20 protein-coding genes are annotated in these 21,087 nt (G+C 56.8%); 9 read left to right on the forward strand and 11 right to left on the reverse strand.

Annotated elements, in window-relative coordinates; genetic code table 11:
* Nucleotides 1–8 precede the first annotated feature (8 nt).
* Entirely contained in the window at nt 9–995 is a 987-nt protein-coding gene (locus tag ACMGGX_RS20850) for an SDR family oxidoreductase (RefSeq protein ID WP_420298907.1), read from the forward strand.
* On the opposite strand, the gene ACMGGX_RS20855 is transcribed toward ACMGGX_RS20850, so the two are convergent.
* The 8 genes from ACMGGX_RS20855 to ACMGGX_RS20890 all read right to left on the reverse strand — a co-directional run bounded on the left by ACMGGX_RS20855 (nt 996) and on the right by ACMGGX_RS20890 (nt 7,533).
* On the reverse strand, nt 996–2,621 hold the full coding sequence (locus tag ACMGGX_RS20855) for an alpha-amylase family protein (RefSeq protein ID WP_181593172.1): 1,626 nt from the start codon (nt 2,619–2,621) through the stop codon (nt 996–998). It lies immediately after the preceding gene.
* Between the two features lie 8 nt (nt 2,622–2,629).
* Nucleotides 2,630–3,640: a cytochrome d ubiquinol oxidase subunit II gene (gene cydB, locus ACMGGX_RS20860; protein WP_063441332.1), complete on the reverse strand. Its 1,011-nt coding sequence runs from the start codon at nt 3,638–3,640 to the stop codon at nt 2,630–2,632.
* A complete protein-coding gene (locus tag ACMGGX_RS20865) occupies nt 3,640–5,043 on the reverse strand; it encodes a cytochrome ubiquinol oxidase subunit I (RefSeq protein ID WP_182072361.1) in 1,404 nt (467 codons plus the stop codon). The genes cydB and ACMGGX_RS20865 overlap by 1 nt, the downstream gene beginning before the upstream one ends.
* 68 nt (nt 5,044–5,111) lie before the next feature.
* Complete coding sequence (locus ACMGGX_RS20870; protein ID WP_008502274.1) at nt 5,112–5,984, reverse strand: manganese catalase family protein; 873 nt, start codon at nt 5,982–5,984, stop codon at nt 5,112–5,114.
* Nucleotides 5,985–5,999: 15 nt separating this feature from the next.
* Nucleotides 6,000–6,506 carry a ferritin-like domain-containing protein gene (locus ACMGGX_RS20875; RefSeq protein ID WP_024908416.1) on the reverse strand — a complete coding sequence of 169 codons (507 nt, stop codon included), beginning with the start codon at nt 6,504–6,506 and terminating at the stop codon, nt 6,000–6,002.
* Nucleotides 6,507–6,531: 25 nt separating this feature from the next.
* A complete protein-coding gene (locus ACMGGX_RS20880; protein WP_008502273.1) occupies nt 6,532–6,735 on the reverse strand; it encodes a hypothetical protein in 204 nt (67 codons plus the stop codon).
* Nucleotides 6,736–6,758: 23 nt separating this feature from the next.
* The gene (locus tag ACMGGX_RS20885) at nt 6,759–7,253 is read right to left on the reverse strand and encodes a ferritin-like domain-containing protein (RefSeq protein WP_023311678.1); all 495 of its coding nucleotides are present in this window, start codon (nt 7,251–7,253) and stop codon (nt 6,759–6,761) included.
* A gap of 94 nt (nt 7,254–7,347) precedes the next feature.
* A complete protein-coding gene (locus ACMGGX_RS20890; protein WP_004150795.1) occupies nt 7,348–7,533 on the reverse strand; it encodes a general stress protein in 186 nt (61 codons plus the stop codon).
* A gap of 528 nt (nt 7,534–8,061) precedes the next feature.
* On the opposite strand from ACMGGX_RS20890, the gene ACMGGX_RS20895 reads away from it, so the two are divergent.
* Together ACMGGX_RS20895 and ACMGGX_RS20900 are read left to right on the forward strand one after the other, a co-directional pair.
* Nucleotides 8,062–9,405 (forward strand): VOC family protein, encoded by a 1,344-nt coding sequence (locus ACMGGX_RS20895; RefSeq protein ID WP_420298908.1) that lies wholly within the window; start codon nt 8,062–8,064, stop codon nt 9,403–9,405.
* Between the two features lie 43 nt (nt 9,406–9,448).
* Complete coding sequence (locus ACMGGX_RS20900; RefSeq protein WP_420298909.1) at nt 9,449–10,954, forward strand: carboxylesterase/lipase family protein; 1,506 nt, start codon at nt 9,449–9,451, stop codon at nt 10,952–10,954.
* On the opposite strand, the gene ACMGGX_RS20905 is transcribed toward ACMGGX_RS20900, so the two are convergent.
* Nucleotides 10,941–11,783 carry a LysR family transcriptional regulator gene (locus ACMGGX_RS20905; RefSeq protein WP_420298910.1) on the reverse strand — a complete coding sequence of 281 codons (843 nt, stop codon included), beginning with the start codon at nt 11,781–11,783 and terminating at the stop codon, nt 10,941–10,943. The two genes, ACMGGX_RS20900 and ACMGGX_RS20905, sit on opposite strands and share 14 nt — an antisense overlap.
* A gap of 115 nt (nt 11,784–11,898) precedes the next feature.
* Here ACMGGX_RS20905 and ACMGGX_RS20910 point away from each other — a divergent pair, with 115 nt between their 5' ends.
* From ACMGGX_RS20910 to rimL, 4 genes are all read left to right on the forward strand, one after another.
* Nucleotides 11,899–13,068 carry a pyridoxal phosphate-dependent aminotransferase gene (locus ACMGGX_RS20910; protein WP_420298911.1) on the forward strand — a complete coding sequence of 390 codons (1,170 nt, stop codon included), beginning with the start codon at nt 11,899–11,901 and terminating at the stop codon, nt 13,066–13,068.
* A gap of 22 nt (nt 13,069–13,090) precedes the next feature.
* Nucleotides 13,091–13,864, forward strand: coding sequence for a transporter substrate-binding domain-containing protein (locus ACMGGX_RS20915; RefSeq protein WP_420298912.1), 774 nt, complete (start codon nt 13,091–13,093; stop codon nt 13,862–13,864).
* A gap of 242 nt (nt 13,865–14,106) precedes the next feature.
* Complete coding sequence (locus ACMGGX_RS20920) at nt 14,107–15,762, forward strand: glucan biosynthesis protein D (RefSeq protein WP_420298913.1); 1,656 nt, start codon at nt 14,107–14,109, stop codon at nt 15,760–15,762.
* Between the two features lie 45 nt (nt 15,763–15,807).
* Complete coding sequence (gene rimL, locus ACMGGX_RS20925; protein WP_420298914.1) at nt 15,808–16,356, forward strand: 50S ribosomal protein L7/L12-serine acetyltransferase; 549 nt, start codon at nt 15,808–15,810, stop codon at nt 16,354–16,356.
* Here the strand turns inward: rimL and ydcK are convergent.
* Nucleotides 16,351–17,331, reverse strand: a complete 981-nt coding sequence (gene ydcK, locus ACMGGX_RS20930; RefSeq protein ID WP_420298915.1) for a YdcK family protein — start codon at nt 17,329–17,331, stop codon at nt 16,351–16,353. The genes rimL and ydcK overlap by 6 nt on opposite strands.
* Nucleotides 17,332–17,444: 113 nt before the next feature.
* Here ydcK and tehB point away from each other — a divergent pair, with 113 nt between their 5' ends.
* Nucleotides 17,445–18,059 (forward strand): tellurite resistance methyltransferase TehB, encoded by a 615-nt coding sequence (gene tehB, locus ACMGGX_RS20935; protein ID WP_348561130.1) that lies wholly within the window; start codon nt 17,445–17,447, stop codon nt 18,057–18,059.
* Here tehB and pepT read toward each other — a convergent pair.
* Nucleotides 18,056–19,285: a peptidase T gene (gene pepT, locus ACMGGX_RS20940; RefSeq protein WP_420298916.1), complete on the reverse strand. Its 1,230-nt coding sequence runs from the start codon at nt 19,283–19,285 to the stop codon at nt 18,056–18,058. The genes tehB and pepT overlap by 4 nt on opposite strands.
* A gap of 111 nt (nt 19,286–19,396) precedes the next feature.
* On the opposite strand from pepT, the gene ACMGGX_RS20945 reads away from it, so the two are divergent.
* On the forward strand, nt 19,397–20,992 hold the full coding sequence (locus ACMGGX_RS20945; protein ID WP_420299030.1) for an ABC transporter substrate-binding protein: 1,596 nt from the start codon (nt 19,397–19,399) through the stop codon (nt 20,990–20,992).
* Nucleotides 20,993–21,087: the final 95 nt, after the last annotated feature.

Genomic DNA, 21,087 nt, shown 5'->3' on the forward strand with positions numbered 1-21,087 from the left:
GAGGTTCTATGGCTGTCATAGTCATTACCGGCGGGACGGCGGGCGTGGGAAAAGCCACGGCGCTGCACTTTGCAAAGGCGGGTTACGACGTGGGGCTCATTGCCCGCGATGAAGCCAGCCTGCACTCGACCCAGGAGGAGCTACGGCGCTTTGGCGTTAATGCCCACGCCGTGCAGGCGGACGTCGCCGACAGCCAGGCGGTGGTGGATGCCGCTAACGAAATTGAGTATCGCCTCGGCGCGATTGATGTCTGGGTGAACAACGCCATGGGGGTCGTTCTGGCACCGTTCCGAACCCTTACGCCGGACGAATTTCGGCGCGTGACTGAGGTGACGTACCTCGGCTACGTGAACGGCACCCGCGCCGCTCTTGAGCTTATGGTTCCGCGCGACAGGGGCGTGATTATCCAGGTGGGGTCCGCGCTGGCCTACCGTTCCATTCCGCTGCAGTCAGCCTACTGCGGGGCCAAAGCGGCGATCCGCGGGTTCACCGATGCGGTGCGTACCGAGCTGATGCATGAGAACAGCCGGGTTCAGCTTTCGATGGTCCAGATGCCGGGGCTCAATACCCCGCAGTTCGAATGGGCGAGGAACAAGTTTGCCTGGGCGATGCGCCCGGTGCCGCCTGTCTTTGAGCCTGAGGTGGCCGCCAGCGCCATCTTCAGGGTTGCGCAAAAGCCGGTTCGCGAGCTGTGGGTCGGCAGCAGCACCATCCAGTCAATTGTCGGGCAATTTTTCTTCCCCGGTTTTCTCGACCGGCTGATGGTGAAAAAGGCGTGGGAAGGCCAGATGACCGACGATCTCAACGCGCCGGATCGCCGGGACTACCTCGACCAGCCGGTTAACGATCTGCATAAAATTCATGGACGCTTTACTGACGAGGCGAAAACCCGCGCGCCGTCCGTCACCTCCGGCATGCCGGGTAAGGTGGCGCTGGGCGCCCTCGCGGTGGCGGGAATAGTGCTGACGCGTCTGATAACCCGCCGGAAACCGTAGTCAGCGCAGCGCGCTACGGTGCGTCCAGAACCAGCGGTAGCCGTAGCCGCCAAGGCTGAGCTGAACGGTTTTGCCGCAAATCAGCGCGTCATCGTAGCGCTTGTCCTCGAGACAGGCGGTCCAGGTGGCGTTGCGGATCCCTTTGGCGGTGAACTGCACCGGCTCGTCGCTGAAGTTGACGAAGGTCAGGATGCTGCGCTCGTCGGTCTCGTAATAGATCCCCAGCACCGCGTCATCATCGATTGTGATAAGGCGAAAGGGCGCAACGGCAATTTCGGGGAACTCCGAGCGGGTATTGGCAATATCGATGATCCGGTGCAGAAGCGAGTTGTGGTGAAGCAGCGAATCGGCGACGTTGACTTTCTGATAGCGGTAAGGGCCATGGTTGATAATCGGCGCGATAAATTTTTCAGGGTCGGCTGCAGAGAAACCGCCTCCCTGTGACCCCGCCCACTGCATCGGGGTGCGAACGGCGTAGCGCTCCTCCAGATCCAGGTCGTCACCCATGCCGATCTCGTCGCCGTAGCGCATCACCGGGACACCCGGCAGGGAAAACAGCACCGCGTGGCAGAACGCCAGCCGCTTCCGATCGCCGTTGAGCATCGGGGCCAGGCGGCGTCGGATCCCGCGCTGATAGACGTTCATCTCCTCATCAGGGGCGAAGGTGTCGAGGACAAACTGTTTGTCTTTCTGACTGATGCCTTCCAGATCCAGCTCGTCGTGGTTGCGCAGCCAGTTGGCAAAACAGCAGGAGTCAGGCGGGACGATCATCTTCTTCACCGCATTGCGCAGCGGGCGGGCGCTTTTGCGGGCCAGGCTGACGTAGAAATACTTGTTGAGCCAGAAATTGAGCACCAGATTCAGACGGTCGTTATTGCCGAAGTAGTCTTTATAGGTCTCAACGTCTACGTCAACTTCGCCAAGCAGGATCGCGTCCGGATTGCGCTCTTCGATAAGACGCCGCATATGTTCAAGGATCCACAGACCCTTTTTTTCATCACCGTTTCCCGCCTGGGTGGTGAGGTGGGATGCGGCATCGAGGCGAAATCCCGACACGCCAAGCTTTAGCCAGAAGAGGATGATGTTTTCAATCTCTTTAAGCACCGCGGGCGAGGTGAGGTTCAGATCCGGCTCGTGGCGATAAAACATGTGCCGGTAGTATTGTCCCGCCTCGTCGTCCCAGGTCCAGATGCTCTTTTCCACGCCGGGAAACATGGGGGGCGTATCGTCTTCGTCGTTATCCGACCAGAGGTAGTAATCACGATAGGGTGACGCCGGGTTGCGGCGGGCCTGCTGGAACCAGGGATGCGCGTCCGACGTGTGCTGGATCAGCAGCTCGATAATGACCTGCATGCCCAGCTCGCGGGCCTGTTCGATAAAGGCGATGATATCGGCCAGCTTTCCGAAGCGGGGATCCACCTGGAGGTGGTCGCTGACGTCGTAGCCTTCATCGAGAAAGGGCGTGAGGTAAAACGGGGTGATCCAGATGACCGTCGCCCCCATGCGGCGAATATAGCGCAGCTTGGCCGCGATCCCGGCGATGTCCCCGCAGCCATCGCCGTTCAAATCATAAAATAGCGCGGTATCAATCTGATAAATAATGGCTCGTGTATGCCAGTCGGTCATAGCGTTCCTCAGTGATAGCCTTCAGTATCCGACACTTTGCCCCGGAAGACGTAGTAGCTCCAGGCGGTGTACACCAGGATCACCGGAATAATCAGCAACGTGCCTACCAGCATAAACAGCTGGCTGGCAGGCGGGGCCGCGGCTTCCCACAGGGTGATGCGCGGCGGAATAATGTTCGGCCAGAGGCTGATGCCGAGCCCGCTAAACCCGAGGAAAATAAGCCCCAGCGTCAGCAGGAAGGGGCGGGAGTGGCTGGCCGGGTTGCGGGTGAGGCGCCAGATCAGCACGCTGAAAAGCCCGACCAGCAGCGGAACCGGCAGGAACCAGAAGAAGTTGGGCAGGGTAAACCAGCGGTCGGCCACGTACTGCCAGCCGAGCGGCGTCCAGATGCTCACTACGGCGATGACGACCATCAGCGCCAGCAGCACGTGGCGGGTCAGTTCGCGCATGCGGGCCTGCAGCGCGCCTTCGCTTTTCATAATGAGCCAGGTGGTGCCCAGCAGCGTGTAGGCCACAACCAGCCCGATACCGCAGAAGAGGTTAAAGGGGGTGAGCCAGTCAAGCGCGGAGCCGACGAAACGCCGCCCCTCAACGTCGAAGCCGTTAATCACGGCGCCCACCACCACGCCCTGGCTGAAGGTGGCGAGCAGAGAGCCACCGGCAAAGGAGTAGTCCCAGAATTTGCGGTGCGACGGCGTGGCTTTGAAGCGGAACTCAAAGGCGACGCCGCGAAAGATGAGGCCGATCAGCATCGCGGTGAGGGGAATGGTGAGTGCATCAATAATGACCGCATAGGCCAGCGGAAACGCACCGAACAGACCCGCGCCGCCGAGCACCAGCCAGGTCTCGTTGCCGTCCCAGACCGGCGCCACGCTGTTGACCATCACATCGCGCTCCTTCGCATCGCCCACGAAGTTAAACAGCAGGCCGATGCCCAAATCAAAGCCATCCATGATGATGTACATCAGCGTGGCAAAGACGATGATGGCAAACCAGATAACTGAGATATCGACGCCCATCAGTTTCTCTCCTGTTCAGGAACAGACTCAGCGGCAGACAGCGGACGGGCGGGTGTGCCCGAGGTGTTTGACGTCAGCGTATCGACTGGCTGCGGTCCTTTTTTAATCAGCCGGATGAGGTAAACATAGCCCACCCCAAACACCGACGAGTAAACGACGAAGAACGCCAGCAGGCTGATGCTCATCTGCAGGGTGCTGTGCAGCGATACCGCGTCGATGGTGCGCAGATAGCCGTAGACCACCCACGGCTGGCGGCCCACCTCGGTGGTCACCCAGCCGGCGAGCAGCGCCAGCAGCCCGGCAGGCCCCATGCAGAGGGCAAACCAGTGGAACGGGCGAGAGTGGAAAAGTCGATGACGATAGCGCAGCCAGACGCTGATAAGCCCGAGGGTAATCATCAGCAGCCCCATCCCGACCATGACGCGGAATGACCAGAAAACGATGGTCGAGTTTGGCCGATCTTCTTTCGGGAAATCCTTCAGCGCCGGGACCTGCTTGTCCAGGCTGTGCGTCAGAATAAGGCTGCCGAGCGCGGGGATCTCCAGACCGTATTTAGTACGCTCCTCGTCCATATCCGGCAGGCCAAACAGCAGCAGCGGGGTGGCCTCGCCCGGCGGGTTTTCCCAGTGTCCCTCAATGGCTGCAATTTTGGCCGGCTGATGCTCAAGCGTGTTCAGGCCGTGCATATCACCCACGACCGCCTGGATAGGGGCGACCAGCAGCGCCATCCACATCGCCATGGAAAACATGGTGCGGACGGCGGGGGTATCGTTACCGCGCAGCAGGTGCCATGCGCCCGACGCGCCGACAAACAGCGCACTGCTCAGAAACGCGGCGATAGCCATATGAATCAGGCGGTAAGGGAAGGAGGGATTAAAGACGATCGCCAGCCAGTCCTGCGGAATAACCTGTCCGTTTTCGATAGTGAAGCCCTGCGGCGTATGCATCCAGCTGTTGGAGGCGAGGATCCAGAAGGTCGACATCAGCGTGCCGAGCGCCACCATGCAGGTTGAAAAGAAGTGCAGGCCCGGGCCTACCTTATTCCAGCCGAACATCATGACGCCAAGGAAACCGGCTTCAAGGAAGAAAGCGGTTAACACCTCATAGGTCAGGAGTGGGCCGGTAATACTGCCCGCGAACTGTGAGAACCCGCTCCAGTTGGTGCCAAACTGGTACGCCATGACCAGCCCGGAAACGACACCCATCCCGAAGTTAACGGCAAATATCTTGAGCCAGAAATGGTACAACGATCGCCAGACGTCGTTTTTGGTGCGCAGCCACATGCCCTCCAGCACCACCAGATAGCTGGCGAGGCCGATGGTGATAGCAGGAAAAAGGATATGAAACGAGACGGTAAAAGCGAACTGAATTCTGGCCAGATGGAACGCGTCGAGTTCGAACATGGTCCGTACCTCTGAAACGATGGGGCACGAGAATTGCCGGGCAGTTTATGGCTGCCCGGCAAAACCGATTACGGTTTAGTCTTACCGGCACCCAGCTCGGCACCGGTCAGCGGGTCAGAATGTGGATCGGACTTCGTGCGGGCAGACATCGCCTTGACCAGGGTTGCCTGCTCGGTCGTGAGCGTGACGCTTGCGCTGCCATCGCCGCCGTCAACCGCAGGCTGGGGGGACTCAACGTAATCGAAATGTTTATCGCTGTTCCAGCTTCCGCGAACCTCTCCACCTTCAGACATATTGTAGTACTTGTTGGTGAATTCCTCGATTGGCGGCAATTTTCCCGGTGGGAAATTATTACGGATGGACTGCAGCGCCTTCTCAAAGGAGAGCTGATGCGCCGCCTCGCGCGTCATCAGAAACGCCAGCGCATCCTTTACGCCGGGATCGTCGGTCACGTTGATCAGCCGTTCATAGATGATTTTCGCTCTGGCCTCTGCTGCCACGTTTGAGCGCAGGTCCGCCGTTGGCTCGCCGATGGTATCGACGTAGGCCGCCGTCCAGGGCACGCCCGCCGAGTTAGTGAGCGGGGTGCCGCCACCGTACAGCAGGGAGGTGATGTGGCTGTCATTGCCGTTTTCGGTCATGGAGCGATACAGCTCGGCCTCGTTTTCCACCCCTTCCGCCAGCGCGCCTTTGGCACCTTTATTAAGCATGCCGACCAGGGTACCGATGATTTCGAGGTGGCTTAGCTCCTCGGTTGCGATATCCATCAGCATATCTTTACGCCCCGGATCGTCATCGCTCAATCCTTGCGTAAAGTACCGGCAGGCGGCAGCCAGTTCGCCCTGTGGCCCACCGAACTGTTCCAGTAAAAGGTTGGCGAGGCCAGGGTTCGGTTCGGCAACGCGAACCGTGTATTGCAGCTGTTTGACGTGTCGGAACATGGCGATTCTCCCTGATTATTTTTTTGCTTCGACGCCCGATGCGTCTGAACGCAGCAGGAACTGTTCCGTGGTCTGCGGAATATGGCGAATCAGCCAGTCGGCCATTTCGCGTTCTTCCGCCAGAATCGTCTCGATGGCCGGCACCGAGGCGACGTCGCCTGCTTTCTTAGCCGCCGCGAGCAGGGAGGTATAACAGGCTATTTCAAACTGTTCGAAAACATAGCCGCTGATCGAACCCTTAACGATCTCATCAGACGGGAACATGCCGCCAATGGACTGGCCGAGTGCCGCCATTTTGCTCATCGAATCTTTTAAAACCGAACGAGAAATATCATTACGGTCGAGGATTTCTTCCAGCAATGTAATTTGCCGTTTTGTCTCATTAATATGCTGCTCAATTCTGGCGCGAACATCAGGATAATTATCGATACGGCTGGCCATGGATTCCAGCATAGATTCGGCTTGCTTTTCCATCGCATGGGCATCGCGTAGCCAGTCATGGTAGTGTTCTACGTGATTCATCATTGTATCCTCATTAGGGGTTCGCTTATTTGGTCTCACTTTCAGCAGCCTGATCGGCACGCGCGGCACTGTAGCCAGATAAATGGCCGACAATATTGGCGTAAATACTGATGATAATGACCCATAGCACGCTATTCTTCCACCATATTACGGAGGGGATGGCGAGAATGAACCATATTATGGCTGCCGCTAAATGGCACCGTTTAATTGTCCTGGGACTGATGCTCATTTTATTTAATCTGTATTATTGCGTCATTTCTGCGCTTTTTGGTTAATATTTCCTACGGCCAGGTCGGTGAGTTTAAGGTCGGTCTCTTTTTCTTCTTCCAGCGTTTCGGCAAGAAGCTTAACGGCTTTTTTATAGCCCAGTTGCTCTGCTAATGTGGCAAGGGTACCGTAGCTGGCAATTTCGTAATGTTCGACTTTTTGCGCGGCGGCAATAAGTGCGGCATCACGTACTTCATTTTTTTCCGTACTTTCGATGACTTCGTTGGCTTCTTCAATTAAGCCTTCCATCGCCACGCACTTCATGCGTTTGATCTTAATACCGTCTTCCTGCTCAACGATTTGGTCAATACGTTCAATCTGACCCTGCGTCTCTTCCAGGTGTGCGGTAAATGCTGCGCTCAGCTTCTCGCTGGAAGCGGCGCGGGCAAGCTTGCTTAACGCTCGGGTAAGCTGCTTTTCTGCGCTGTAGGTATCCGACAGAAGATGAATAAAGACATCCTCGACGCTTTTCATATTCATAATAATTACGCTCCGGTAAAATAAAGAAAGGGTACTGCGAGCTTTTCAGCCCGCAGCATGCTCTCTGGTTTTATTAAAAGAGTATTAAATAAGATCAGGAGTTATCAGATTTACGGCCTCCGCCGTGACTGTTCTGTCCCCCTTTCTTACCCGCTTCAGAAGCGCGTTGCGGATCGTTTTTAAAGTTCCCACCGCTATGCTGGCCACCTTTACGTCCAGCTTCTGATGCTTTTTCACGGTCTTCAGCGAAATTACCGGAACCACCACGATGCTCTGCCATATTAAACCTCATAGTCATATATTGGTTATGTCAGTACGATACGAAAATATTCCGTATCACTCGTCGTTCGAGTAATAACTCTAGTCGCTGTGCAGCATCCGTCAAATGCGTTTGGCTATTTGCGGTTGCGTTATTTTTAAATATTTGTAAATTTACGCTTCGCTTAAAAGGGAAATATGGATAGACAGGAAGGACTTGTAAACAACCATTCAGATTAATCCTAACTTCGAGCTAAAAATTTGAAAGGTGGCGATAAAAATAATGGCTTACTCGAATTGGTTAATTTGCATTCAGGAGAGACCCAAAAAATACTCCTTTATAGCTAGAAAGCGGAACCCTAAATAATTATAAGGAAAATCCTGGATAAAAGCGTTCAGGTTTAAAGGGCGGTTCCGTTCGGTGCTGTTCAGGGACCAGTAGCACACGGTTTGACCACTGTCGTCTTAAGATCACAATTCAGAAATTCTTCCCCCCGGAAGGAACGGGTTTCTCTACACTCCAGGTAATATTCACTGGAGGCATGACATCATGGCGAACACCATCACGGCTGATGACATTCGGGAACACTTTTCGCAGGCTATGTCGGCGATGTACCAGCAGGAAGTTCCGCAGTACGGCACCTTGCTTGAACTGGTTGCGGACGTAAACCTGGCGGTTCTGGAAAATAATCCACTATTACATGAACAACTGGCTAACGCCGATGAGCTTGCGCGCCTGAACGTGGAGCGTCACGGGGCGATCCGCGTCGGCACGGCACAGGAACTTTCAACCCTGCGCCGTATGTTTGCCATTATGGGTATGTACCCGGTCAGCTATTACGATCTCTCTCAGGCGGGGGTGCCGGTCCACTCAACGGCGTTTCGCCCGATCGATGATGCGGCCCTGTGTCGAAATCCGTTTCGTATCTTTACCTCGCTGCTGCGTCTTGAGCTGATTGAAAACGTCGCGCTGCGCGAGCGTGCCGCAGAGATCCTGTCTCACCGGAACATCTTTACCCCGCGCTGCCTGGAACTGATCGACCTGCACGAGTCGGAAGGGCAGTTTACTGACGCACAGGCCCATGAGTTTGTGCACGAAGCGTTAGAAACCTTCCGCTGGCACCGCCATGCGACGGTCGATCGGGAAACCTATCTGGCCCTGAGCAACGAGCATCGCCTGATTGCCGACGTGGTCTGCTTCCCTGGCTGCCATATTAACCACCTCACGCCGCGCACGCTGGATATTGACCGGGTGCAGGAACTGATGCCGAAGTACGGTATCGAGCCAAAAATTCTGATCGAAGGACCGCCGCGTCGCGACGTGCCCGTCTTATTGCGTCAAACCAGCTTCAAGGCGCTGGAAGAGCCGGTGCTGTTTGCCGGTGAACATAAAGGCACCCACACCGCGCGCTTCGGTGAGATTGAACAGCGCGGCGTGGCGCTGACCCCGAAAGGCCGGGAACTGTACGATAGCCTTCTCGCCCAGGCCGGTACCGGTAAAGATAACCTGACCCACCAGCTGCATCTGCGGGAGATCTTTAGCGCCTTCCCGGACAGCGAAATGCTCATGCGCCGTCAGGAGCTGGCTTATTTCCGCTATCGCCTGACGCCAGCCGGGGAAGCGCATCGGCATGCGTTTCGTCCCGGAGACGATCCGCAGCCGCTGATCGAGCGCGGATGGGTGGTTGCCCAGCCGATCACCTACGAAGATTTCCTCCCGGTCAGCGCCGCGGGGATTTTCCAGTCCAACCTCGGGAACGAAACCCAGGCCCGCAGCCACGGTAACGCCAGCCGCGATGCGTTTGAATACGCGCTGGGATGCCCGGTGTATGACGAGTTTACGCTCTACCAGGAGGCTGAAACGCGCAGCAAACAGCGTTGCGGTTTGCTCTGAAATCGTTACTCTGCTGGGGTGTGATGGAAACAATAAGGTCGTTATGCAAAATCCTTCCGCCCCTGTGGTTGAAACGCGCCAGGGCGCACTGTCTGGTTTAACCGATGAGAACGTCCACGTCTGGTGCGGTATTCCCTACGCCGCCCCGCCCGTGGGGGAGTGGCGCTGGCGCTCCCCCCGGCCGCCTGAACGCTGGGATGGCCTGCGTGAGGCCACGGCATTCTCCGCCTCAAGTTGGCAAAGCAGCGAGTACTGCCAGGAGCTAGGCGGCGGCGATCCGGGGCAGTTTTCCGAAGATTGTCTCTACCTTAACGTCTGGTCTCCCGCAGAGCGCGCCGAGCCGCTGCCGGTTATGGTCTGGCTGCACGGAGGCGGGTTTACGATTGGTGCCGGAGGCCTGCCGCCTTATAACGGCAAAGCGCTGGCCACGCGCGGGGTGGTTGTGGTCACGATTAACTACCGTCTCGGCCATCTCGGCTTTTTCGCCCATCCCGCGCTGGAAGGCGAGGAAGGGCGCGTGGTGCATAATTTTGCCCTGCTGGATCAGATCGCCGCGCTCGAATGGGTGCGGGATAACATTGCCGGGTTTGGCGGGGATCCCGCGAATGTGACCCTGTTTGGCGAATCCGCTGGCGCGCGCAGCGTGCTCTCGCTGCTGGCCTCTCCGCTGGCAGCAGGATTATTCCACAAGGCGATTGTGCAAAGCGGATACACCTTACCGGACACGCCGCGCGAGCAGGCGCTGCAAAAAGGGGAAGCGCTGGCCGCCCATTTCGGGCTGGAAAATGCGACCGCCGGGCAGCTGCGCGCCATTCCGCCCGAGGCGTTCTGGCCGCTCACCGCGCCGCTGAACGTCGCCCCGGCGCCCATCGCTGGAGATTGTGTTCTGCCGGAAGCCATGCTGGACGTCTTTTTCGCCGCCCGTCAGCATCCGGTGCCGGTAATGATTGGCTCCAACAGCGATGAAGCCAGCGTGATGGCGGTGTTTGGCATCGATCTCGCCGGACAAATTCAGAAGCTTCGCCGGGAGCGTCGCTTCGGGCTGGGGCTGATTAAGCTGCTCTATCCGGGCGTGAAGGGCGATGAAGAGCTGGGCAGGCAGGTGTGCCGCGACATGGCGTTTACCACCATGGGCTACGTGGTGATGCAGGCCCAGCAGCGCGTGGGTGGGTTGTGCTGGCGCTACTGGTTTGACTATGTCGCAGAGGCGGAACATGGCACGTATATCAACGGCGCCTGGCACGGCAACGAAGTTCCCTACGTCTTCGATACGCTCGGTCAGGTGGAGCCTTCACGTCAGTACGTCAATGAGCGAGATCTGCAGTTTGCTGCCCACGTGGCCGATTACTGGGTGAGCTTTGCGCGTGACGCTGGTCCTCGCGACGTCCTGCCCGGGCCGACGCACTGGCCCGCGTGCCGTAAAGGGCGGGACGTTCTGTTACGCATTGGCGTGAATAAACATGCAGCTTTCAGGCTTGAAAACCGCTTTATGCGCGCCCGCATGAGCCTCTTCAAGCGGGTAATGAAGCACCACGTCAGCCTCGATTAAGCAAACAGGCGCGAAACGCCGCGAGACCATTTTCCTCGCCTGGCGTTTCGCGCAGCACCAGCCGGTAGCTTGCGCCGGTTTTTATGCTTGTCTCATAGGGCCGTACCAGCCTTCCAGCGTGAATATCTTCTGCCACCAGCGTTTCGTCGGCGATGGCGACGCCCAGCCCCTGAATGGCGGCCGTAATGGCGAGATCCATCGTGTCGAAGTGTTGATTTTTGTGCATGGCAAAGCCCGGGCCTTCCTGTTTCGTCAGCCACAGCGACCAGTCCGTCTTATCCCTTGTGGGGTGAAGTAACGTTAACGAGCCCAGCGCTGCCCCCGCACGCACCGGGCTTATCACCGGGGTGAGCGCCTCTTCGAACAGCAGATCGCCAGCGCTCATGTGCGTGCCGAACACAATGGCCGCGTCGTAAGATTCGGTTTTGAAATTGACGTTGTGATCGGTGGTGGTGGTCAGCGCGATCTGCAGATCCGGATGCTCGCGCTCCACCTCCAGCAGGCGCGGCACCAGCCAGCGCATGGCGCAGGTGGGTGCCTTCAGCCGGATCACCGTGTGCTGGCTGCGGGCCTGGTCGGCCACGGACAGCAGCTGCTCGAAAGCGGACTGCAGCTCCGGAAGCAGGGCGCTACCCTGCGGTGAGAGGCGCAGCCCGCGCGCGTGGCGCTCAAAAAGCGGAAAGCCAAACCACGCCTCAAGGGAGGCAATCTTACGGCTCACGGCCCCCTGCGTCAGACACAGTTCGGCGGCGGCATGGGTAAGATTGAGGTGACGCGCGGTGACTAAAAATGCGTCGATGGCATTAAGGGGAAGCGAACGGCGTGACATAGAAAACACCTCAGCTATGCATTTTTCTCATGGCTATTATGACAACAATTCGATTGTCCCGACAGCACAGATGTTGTTTGAATAGTTATGCAATGTCCATGAGAAGGGAAAGAGGATGACTTTACGAACGCCTGTGCAAACGCGCTCCAAACTGCCGGATGTGGGAACCACCATTTTTACCGTTATCGGCCAGCTCTCGGCGCAGCATAACGCGATTAACCTTTCTCAGGGCGCCCCGAATTTTTCCTGCGACCCGAAGCTGATTGCGGGCGTCACCCGCGCAATGGAGGCGGGGCACAACCAGTATGCGTCGATGACCGGCCTGCAGCCGCTCAAGGAACGTATTGCCGATAAAATTGCCACACTCTATGGCACGCAGTACGACCCTGCCAGCGAGGTGCTGGTGACCGCCAGCGCCAGCGAAGGGCTCTATTCGGCGATTAGCGGGCTGGTGCACCCGGGCGATGAGGTGATCTACTTTGAGCCGTCCTTTGACAGCTACGCGCCGATTGTCCGTCTGCAGGGGGCAACCCCAATTGCCATCAAGCTCACCGTGCCGGATTTTGCCGTCAACTGGGATGAGGTTCGCGCCGCGATCACGGCGCGCACGCGCATGATCATCATCAATACGCCACACAACCCGAGCGGCCAGGTCTTCTCCGCCAGTGACCTGCAGCAGCTGGCGGCGCTGACGCGCAATACCGATATCATTATTTTGTCTGACGAAGTGTACGAACACGTCGTTTTTGACGGCGAGCCGCACCACGGGATGGCCACGCACCCGCAGCTGGCGGAGCGCAGCGTGATTATTTCCTCTTTCGGAAAAACCTATCACGTCACCGGGTGGCGCGTGGGTTACTGTGTTGCACCGGCGGTACTGATGGACGAGATTTGTAAAGTGCATCAATTTTTAATGTTTTCTGCCGATACGCCAATGCAGCACGCGTTTGCTGAGCATATGGTCGACCCGCAAACCTGGCTGTCGCTGTCGGCGTTTTACCAGCGCAAGCGCGATCTGCTGCACAGCCTGCTGGCCGATTCGCCGTTTACGCTGCTGCCGAGCGCCGGATCGTTCTTCATGCTGGCGGACTACAGCCAGTTCAGCGACGAGCGCGACAGCGAGCTGGTGAAACGGCTGATCGTTGAGTACGGCGTTGCCACCATTCCGCTGTCGGCGTTTTATGCGGACGGTACGGATAATAAATTGATTCGTCTCTCTTTTGCGAAAGATGAGGCGACGTTACGGGCAGGTGCCCAGGCCCTGTGTCGGGTTAAACCACGCTGAGATAGGCTCTGAGGAGTTGTAGATGAAATTACGCGCGTTAGTTGTCGGCATGGGATTGCTGTGTACTTTTTCTTCCTTCGCGGCTACCGAGCTGCGTTACGGGCTGGAAGCGGAATATCCGCCGTTTGAGAGCCGCAATGCGACGGGCGAACTGGAAGGGTTCGACGTTGAGCTGGGGAATGCCATCTGCAAAGCGGCAGCGCTGAAGTGCAGCTGGGTTGAAACCTCCTTTGATGCGCTGATCCCGGGCCTGGTGGCGAAGAAATTTGACGCCATCAACTCGGCGATGAACATCACCGAGCAGCGCCGCAAGAGCATTGATTTTACACAGCCGATCTACCGTATTCCGTCGCAGCTGGTCGGCAAGGCCGGTACGGCGGTTGAGGCAACGCCAGAAGGGCTGAAGGGCAAAACCATCGGCGTGCTGCAGGGATCCATTCAGGAAACCTATGCCAAAGAGCACTGGGAAAAGCAGGGTGTCACCGTGGTGTCTTATAAAGATCAGAATATGGCCTGGGGCGATCTGCTGAATGGCCGTATCGACGCCTCGCTGGTCATGTCCGCGGCCGGGCAGGCAGGTTTCCTCAGCAAGCCGCAGGGGAAAGGGTTTGGCTTCATCGGCAAACCGGTGTCTGACGACACTATCCTCGGCAGTGGGATCGGTTTTGGGTTGCGTAAGGGCGACGAGGCCACCAAAAAGCAGCTTGATGCCGCGATCGATAAAGTACGTGCCGACGGCACGATCGCTAAACTCGCTGATAAGTACTTCCCGGGTATCGATGTCAGCGTAAAATAACCGCCTTATTAGCCCCGTCAGCTGATGTCCTGACGGGGCATTTTTATACACATTTTCCAGACTTTCTTTACACCACTTTCGGGCCGTTCTGGTCGACAGAAAATATTTCTCACTTTGTTCATATAATCACCGGCCAACAATTGGATTCTTAACCATTTTTGTTTAGGCTGTGCGTTCTTTCTTGCCGTCATTTCGCCGAGCGCGAAACACATTCACACGACCATAAGGACGTTTTTCCAGGCATGAATCGCAGACGTTTTCTAAAAGGCTCGCTGGCAGTGGCAGCCCTGAGCGGCACATCTGGCCTTGCTTCCCTGTTTTCCAAAGCGGCATACGCTGCCGACTCTGACATTGCTGACGGCCAGAGCCGTCGTTTCGACTTCTCCGTACTGCAATCCATGGCGCATGACCTGGCGAAAACCCCGTGGGGTGGCGCGCCGCGTCCGCTGCCGGACACGCTGGCAACCATGACGCCGCAGGCGTACAACGCCATCCGCTACGATGAAAAACAGTCACTGTGGAACAACATTGAAGGGCGTCAGCTGGACGTGCAGTTCTTCCACATGGGGATGGGGTTCCGCCGCCGCGTGCGGATGTTCTCGCTGGACCAGTCAACCTCTATGGCGCGCGAGATCCACTTCCGCCCGGAGCTGTTCAGCTACGGCGAAACGGGTGTGGATACCAAACAGCTTGAAGGGCAAAGCGATCTCGGCTTTGCGGGATTCCGCGCCTTTAAGGCGCCTGAGCTGGCGCGTCGCGATATCGTCTCTTTCCTGGGCGCGAGCTATTTCCGCGCGGTGGATGACACCTACCAGTACGGCCTTTCCGCGCGCGGTCTGGCGGTAGATACCTTTACCGACACCCCGGAAGAGTTCCCGGACTTTACCTCCTTCTGGTTTGAAACCGTCAAGCCAGGCGACACGAATTTTACCGTCTATACGCTGCTGGACAGCCCGAGCATCACCGGCGCCTATAAATTTGTGATCCATTGCGAGAAGAGCCAGGTGATTATGGAGGTGGAAAACCATCTCTACGCGCGGAAGGACATCAAGCAGCTCGGCATCGCGCCGATGACCAGCATGTTCAGCTGCGGCAATAACGAACGCCGCATGTGTGACACCATTCACCCGCAAATTCATGACTCCGACCGCCTGGCAATGTGGCGCGGCAACGGGGAGTGGATCTGTCGTCCGCTGAACAACCCGCAGAAGCTGCAGTTCAACGCGTATATCGACAAAAACCCGAAAGGGTTCGGCCTGCTGCAGCTCGACCGCGATTTCTCGCACTATCAGGACGTGATGGGCTGGTATAACAAACGCCCGAGCCTGTGGGTTGAACCGCGTAACGACTGGGGTAAAGGCGCGGTTGGCCTGATGGAGATCCCGACCACCGGCGAAACGCTGGATAACGTGGTCTGCTTCTGGCAGCCGGAAAAAGCGGTGAAGGCGGGCGACGAGCTGGACTTTAAATATCGTCTGTACTGGAGCGCCATGCCGCCGGTGCGCTCACCGCTGGCCAACGTTTTCGCCACCCGTACCGGCATGGGCGGCTTCCCGGAAGGCTGGGCACCGGGCGAAAATTACCCGAAAGTGTGGGCCCGTCGCTTTGCTATCGACTTCGTCGGTGGCGACCTGAAGGCCGCTGCGCCAAAAGGCATCGAGCCGGTGATTACGCTCTCCAGCGGTGAAGCGAAGCAGGTTGAGATCCTCTACGTTGAGCCGTTTGACGGCTATCGCATCCTGTTTGACTGGTACCCAACCTCGGATTCGACGGAGCCGGTGGATATGCGCCTGTTCCTGCGCTGCCAGGGCGATGCCATCAGTGAAACCTGGCTGTACCAGTATTTCCCACCGGCGCCGGATAAACGTAACTACGTTGACGACCGGATAATGCGTTAACGATCGATTCCCTCTCCCTCCGGGAGAGGGTTAGGGTGAGGGGCAATGACCGCAGCAAAATCCGAAATTATCCCGGTATCTGACGCTCTCGAGCTTCGCGCCGTCGAAGAACGCTACGCCGCCGAACTGCACAATCTCGTCGTCAAAAACAAAACCTTTCTACAAACCGCCTTTGACTGGGCGCAGCACGTGGGCAGCGAAGAGGATACCCGCCGCAACGTGCAAAGTAACCAGATGCTGCACCAGCGCGGCTACGCCAAAATGTTTCTGATCTTCAAGGATGATGTGCTGGTTGGCGTGCTGTCGTTCAATACGATTGAGCCTGCTAACAAAACCGGCTATATCGGCTACTGGCTGGATGAAGGCCATCAGGGGCAGGGCATTCTCTCCCGGTCACTTCAGGCGTTTATGCGCTACTACTTTGAACGCGGGGAGATCCGCCGTTTTGTGATCAAATGTCGGGTGGCGAATCAGCACAGCAACAGCGTTGCCGTGCGCAACGGTTTTACGCTGGAAGGGTGCCTGCGGGAAGCGGAATACCTGAACGGTCGCTTTGACGATGTGAATATCTACGGGAAGATTTACGCCCTATAACGCCCCCAGCAGCGGGGTGCGGGTGATGCGCTGGTTGCCGTTAATCACTTTTTCGCCGCGCAGGTGAATGCTCTCCCCGGTAAACGCTTCGATGACCGCATCATCGGTGATTTCAACCCGGTGCTCGATGAGCACATCCCCGCTTATCCGCGCGCGTCCCTGGATCACCACCTTATCGTCCAGCATGATCGGCCCGCCGCGCAGCCATGCCTGACCGCCAATCAGAACGTGGTGCTTGATGACGCAGTTTCCCTCCACCACGGCATTCTCCGCAATCTGAGAGCTGTAGCGCACCGTCGGAATAGCATCGTCGTCATAACCGGCAATCACGCGGGCGTTGCCATAGACCTTTGCGCAGTCGCACACCCAGACGTTATTTAAGTCGTTACCTTCGAGGATAGCGTTGTCGAATACTTCGGCGCGGTGCTCGACAAAGGCAAAATTCACCATCGCCTCGCCGTAGATTTGCGCCTGATGCACAATGCGCGACTGGCTGACGGTCGCCTTGTCGTAGATTTGCAGGATCTGGTCATGGTCCGGCGTCAGCCCTTTGGCGGCAATGATAACGCTATTGTGCAGGATGCGGGCGTCGCCGTAGAGATGGCACTCGCCCCTTACGCAGGAGTGCTGAATAGTGACGTTGTCACTTATACGCGCACCGTGGCTGACTTCTGCCGCGTCCAGCCAGCAGCTGCCGCTGATATGCGCATCGTGACTAACGATGCACGGCAGGGTAAGACGCGCGTTGCCGGACACGGTTGCACCGGCGAACACCACGCTGTTTTCGTCGTAGATCCAACAGTCGCCGTCCTGCGCGAGGGCGCGCTCATCGTCAACCCAGCCGCCTTTCGTGCCGGCCGTCACGTCGTTAAAATCCACTGTCGCGATAATCTGCCGCAGCGTGACGGAGTGGGTAGTTTCGCCGTTTTTCCATTGCCAGAGGCGGGTTTCGTCGCTAAGGCGATATTTTTTCATCTTTTGGTCTCTGATAAGCGTCTCAACTAAACGTAGCAAATTTTTCGGTTTTCGAACGGCTGGCAACCAGACGGTAAACGCCTTAAAATGGCATTCAAAATGCACTTTCAGTTATGCAGGCTCAGGAAAAAATAATGACCGTCGACGAGAATTACTTCACAGAGAAATATGGCTTAACCCGCACCCACTCAGAGGTGCTGTTCAGTGCGGCACAGATTAAACCGGGTAAAACGCTTGATCTGGGCTGCGGCAATGGCCGCAACAGCCTTTATCTGGCGGCCAACGGTTACGAGGTGACCGCGTGGGATAAAAACCCGATGAGCATCGAGAATATCGAGCGCATCAAGTCGGAAGAAGGGATCGATAACCTCTACACGGCAATTAAAGATCTCAACAACCTGAATTTTGACGGCGAGTACGATTTCATTCTCTCCACCGTGGTGCTGATGTTCCTGGAGTCAAAAACCATCCCGGGACTTATCGCCAACATGCAGCGCTGCACCAGGCCCGGCGGCTACAACCTGATTGTTGCCGCGATGGACACGGCGGATTACCCGTGCACCGTCGGCTTCCCGTTTGCGTTCAAAAGCGGCGAGCTGAGCAACTACTACGAAGGCTGGGAGTTGCTCAAATACAACGAAGACGTTGGCGAACTGCACCGCACCGACGAAAACGGCAACCGCATCAAGCTGCGCTTTGCCACTATGCTGGCGCGCAAGCCCGCTTAGCGGGCGGCCAGCAGGCAGATCTGTAGGGCGGTGTGGTAAGACGCCTCGAACGACGACAGCGGCAGGAATTCAAACTTCGAGTGGAAGTTATGCGCGCCGGTGAAGAAGTTCGGCGTGAGCAGCCCTTTTGCCGAGAGCGCCGCGCCGTCGGTACCGCCGCGCATGGGCGTCGGCTTCGGCGTGATGCCGAGCGATTCCATCGCCTCGAACATCAGATCGATGGCGCGCCGGTCCTCACCAATCGCATTGCTGATATTGCTGTAGGTATCTTCAATGCGATAGTCCACCCTGGCCGTTGGATACTGGGCGGCAACCAGCGCGGCTACGTCGGCAATCTGCTGCTTGCGGGCGGCAAAGTTGTCCTTGTCAAAGTCGCGGATATTGGCCTTAAGAATGGCCTCGTTTTGCCCGGCCTGAATGCCGTTAAACCAGATATAGCCCTCACGCCCCTCGGTGCACTCCGGCGTTTGCTGGCGGTCAAAATGGTTGATGTAGTCAGTCGCCATCAGCAGGGGATTCACCAGCACGCCTTTGGCGGACATCGGGTGCGCCGTTACGCCGGTAAAGCGGATTTCAGCGGCTGCCGCATTAAAGTTCTCGTAGACAATTTCTCCCAGCTCGCAGCAGTCGATGGTCCAGGCGAAGTCGACGTCAAAGCGCTTAAGGTCCAGCGCTTTTGCACCGTTCAGACCGATCTCTTCGTCAGGCACAAACGCCACGACGATATCCCCGTGCTGATGTTCCGCCGTCAGGTTTTCCAGCACCGTCATGACCACCGTGACCGCCGATTTATTATCCGCGCCCAATACGCTGGTTCCGTCGCTGAAAATAATTTCCTCATTCGAATACGCCAGAATTTCAGGGTGCTCGTTAACCCGCAGCCAGATGTCTTTCTCTTTATTCAGACAGAGATCTTCACCGGTAAACGTTAATATTTGTGGATGAATATCCGGTGATAATCCCACGTCCACGGTATCAATATGGGTTATAAAGCCGATGCGCGGCGCGCCGGGCACGTTGCCTTTTTTTACCGCCGTTACCGTAGCAAATTCATCAATCACAATGTCGTCTAACCCCAGCTGTGCCAGCTCCTGCGCCAGCTCCCGCGCCATGTCGTGCTGGCCCGGCGTTGAGGGCAGGGTTTTGACTTTGGGATCGCTCTGGCTGGTGATAGCGAGATAGCGGAAAAAACGGTGCGTTAATTGTCTGGAAAGCGGCGAGCCCATAGTGATTTGTTCCTTATTTATTTTTCGGGTGTTTGCCACATCACTTTAATGTTATTTATGAAATGGCAAAAGAATTAATTAGCCGTCGAATTAAAAAGACAGGAATAAATGATGAAAAGCAAACTCACAACTATAACGCTGGCGCTTGCTGCACTCACGGTCAGTTCCACCGTCGCCGCGAAAACGCTGGTGTATTGCTCCGAAGGATCGCCGGAAAACTTTAATCCTCAGCTATACACCTCGGGAACCAGCGTGGACGCCAGCGCCGTGCCGGTCTATAACCGGCTGGTCGATTTCAAACCCGGCACCACGGAGCTGGTACCGAGCCTGGCGGAGCGCTGGGAGGTGAGCGACGACGGCAAGGTTTATACCTTCCATCTGCGTAAGGGCGTTAAATTCCAGAGCAATAAATCCTTCACGCCGACCCGCGACTTTAACGCCGACGACGTGATTTTCTCGTTTATGCGCCAGAAAGACGTGAATCATCCGTATCACAACGTCTCTAACGGCAGCTATTCCAACTTCGAAAGTCTGGAGTTTGGCAGCCTGATTACCGGCATTGATAAAGTTGATGACCACACCGTGCGCTTTACCCTGGCGCACCCGGAAGCGCCGTTTGTCGCCGATCTGGCATGGTATTTTGCCTCGATCCTGTCCGCGGAATATGCCGACGCGATGTTCAAAGCGGGCACGCCGGAGAAGGTGGATATGGAGCCTATAGGTACCGGGCCGTTTAAGCTGGCGCAGTATCAGAAGGATTCGCGGATCCTGTTTACGGCGTTTGCCGACTACTGGCAGGGGAAATCGAAGCTGGATCGGCTGGTGTTTAGCATCACGCCGGATGCCTCCGTGCGGTTTGCCAAAATTGAGAAGAACGAGTGTCAGGTGATGCCGTTCCCAAACCCAGCGGACCTGCCGCGCATGAAGGCGAACAAAGACATCAACCTGATGAGCAAAGCCGGACTGAATACCGGCTTTCTGGCGTTCAATACCCAAAAGCCGCCGCTGGATAACGTAAAAGTCCGTCAGGCGCTGGCGATGGCCATCAATAAGCCGGCCATTATTGATGCGGTTTTCCACGGCACCGGCACTGCGGCAAAGAACCTGCTGCCGCCGGGCGTCTGGAGCGCAGACAGCGAGCTTAAGGATTACGATTACGATCCTGAAAAGGCGAAAGCGCTGCTGAAAGAGGCCGGTTTTGCCAACGGCGTGAGCGTCGACCTGTGGGCGATGCCGGTGCAGCGTCCGTACAATCCGAATGCGAAACGCATGGCGGAGATGATTCAGTCCGACTGGGCGAAAATCGGCGTACAGACCAAAATCGTGACCTACGAGTGGGGCGAATACCTTAAGCGCGTGAAGGGCGGGGAACACCAGGCCGCGCTGATGGGCTGGACGACCGCAACGGGCGATCCCGACAACTTCTTTGGTCCGCTATTTACCTGTACCTCGGCAAACGGTGGCTCAAATTCGGCGAAATGGTGCTATAAGCCCTTCGATAAAATTATTGCGGAAGCAAAATCAACCACCGATCGCGATAAACGCGTGGCGCTGTATAAAGAGGCTCAGCAAATGATGCATGATCAAATGCCGGCGGTGATGATTGCGCATTCAACCATTTTCGAACCGGTGCGCAAGGAGGTGACGGGCTATGAAATTGACCCGTTTGGCAAACATCTGTTCTGGCAACTGGATATAAATCAGTAATTTTTCACTGCCCGGCACGCTTCCGGGCAGTCTTTTCGCAATTTGTGCTCTCCGCATCATTTTTTGTCACAACAAACCCGCCGGTCTTTTGCTAT

It is taken from the genome of Enterobacter sp. BNK-29, from assembly GCF_048684785.1.
GTDB lineage: Bacteria > Pseudomonadota > Gammaproteobacteria > Enterobacterales > Enterobacteriaceae > Enterobacter > Enterobacter cloacae_M.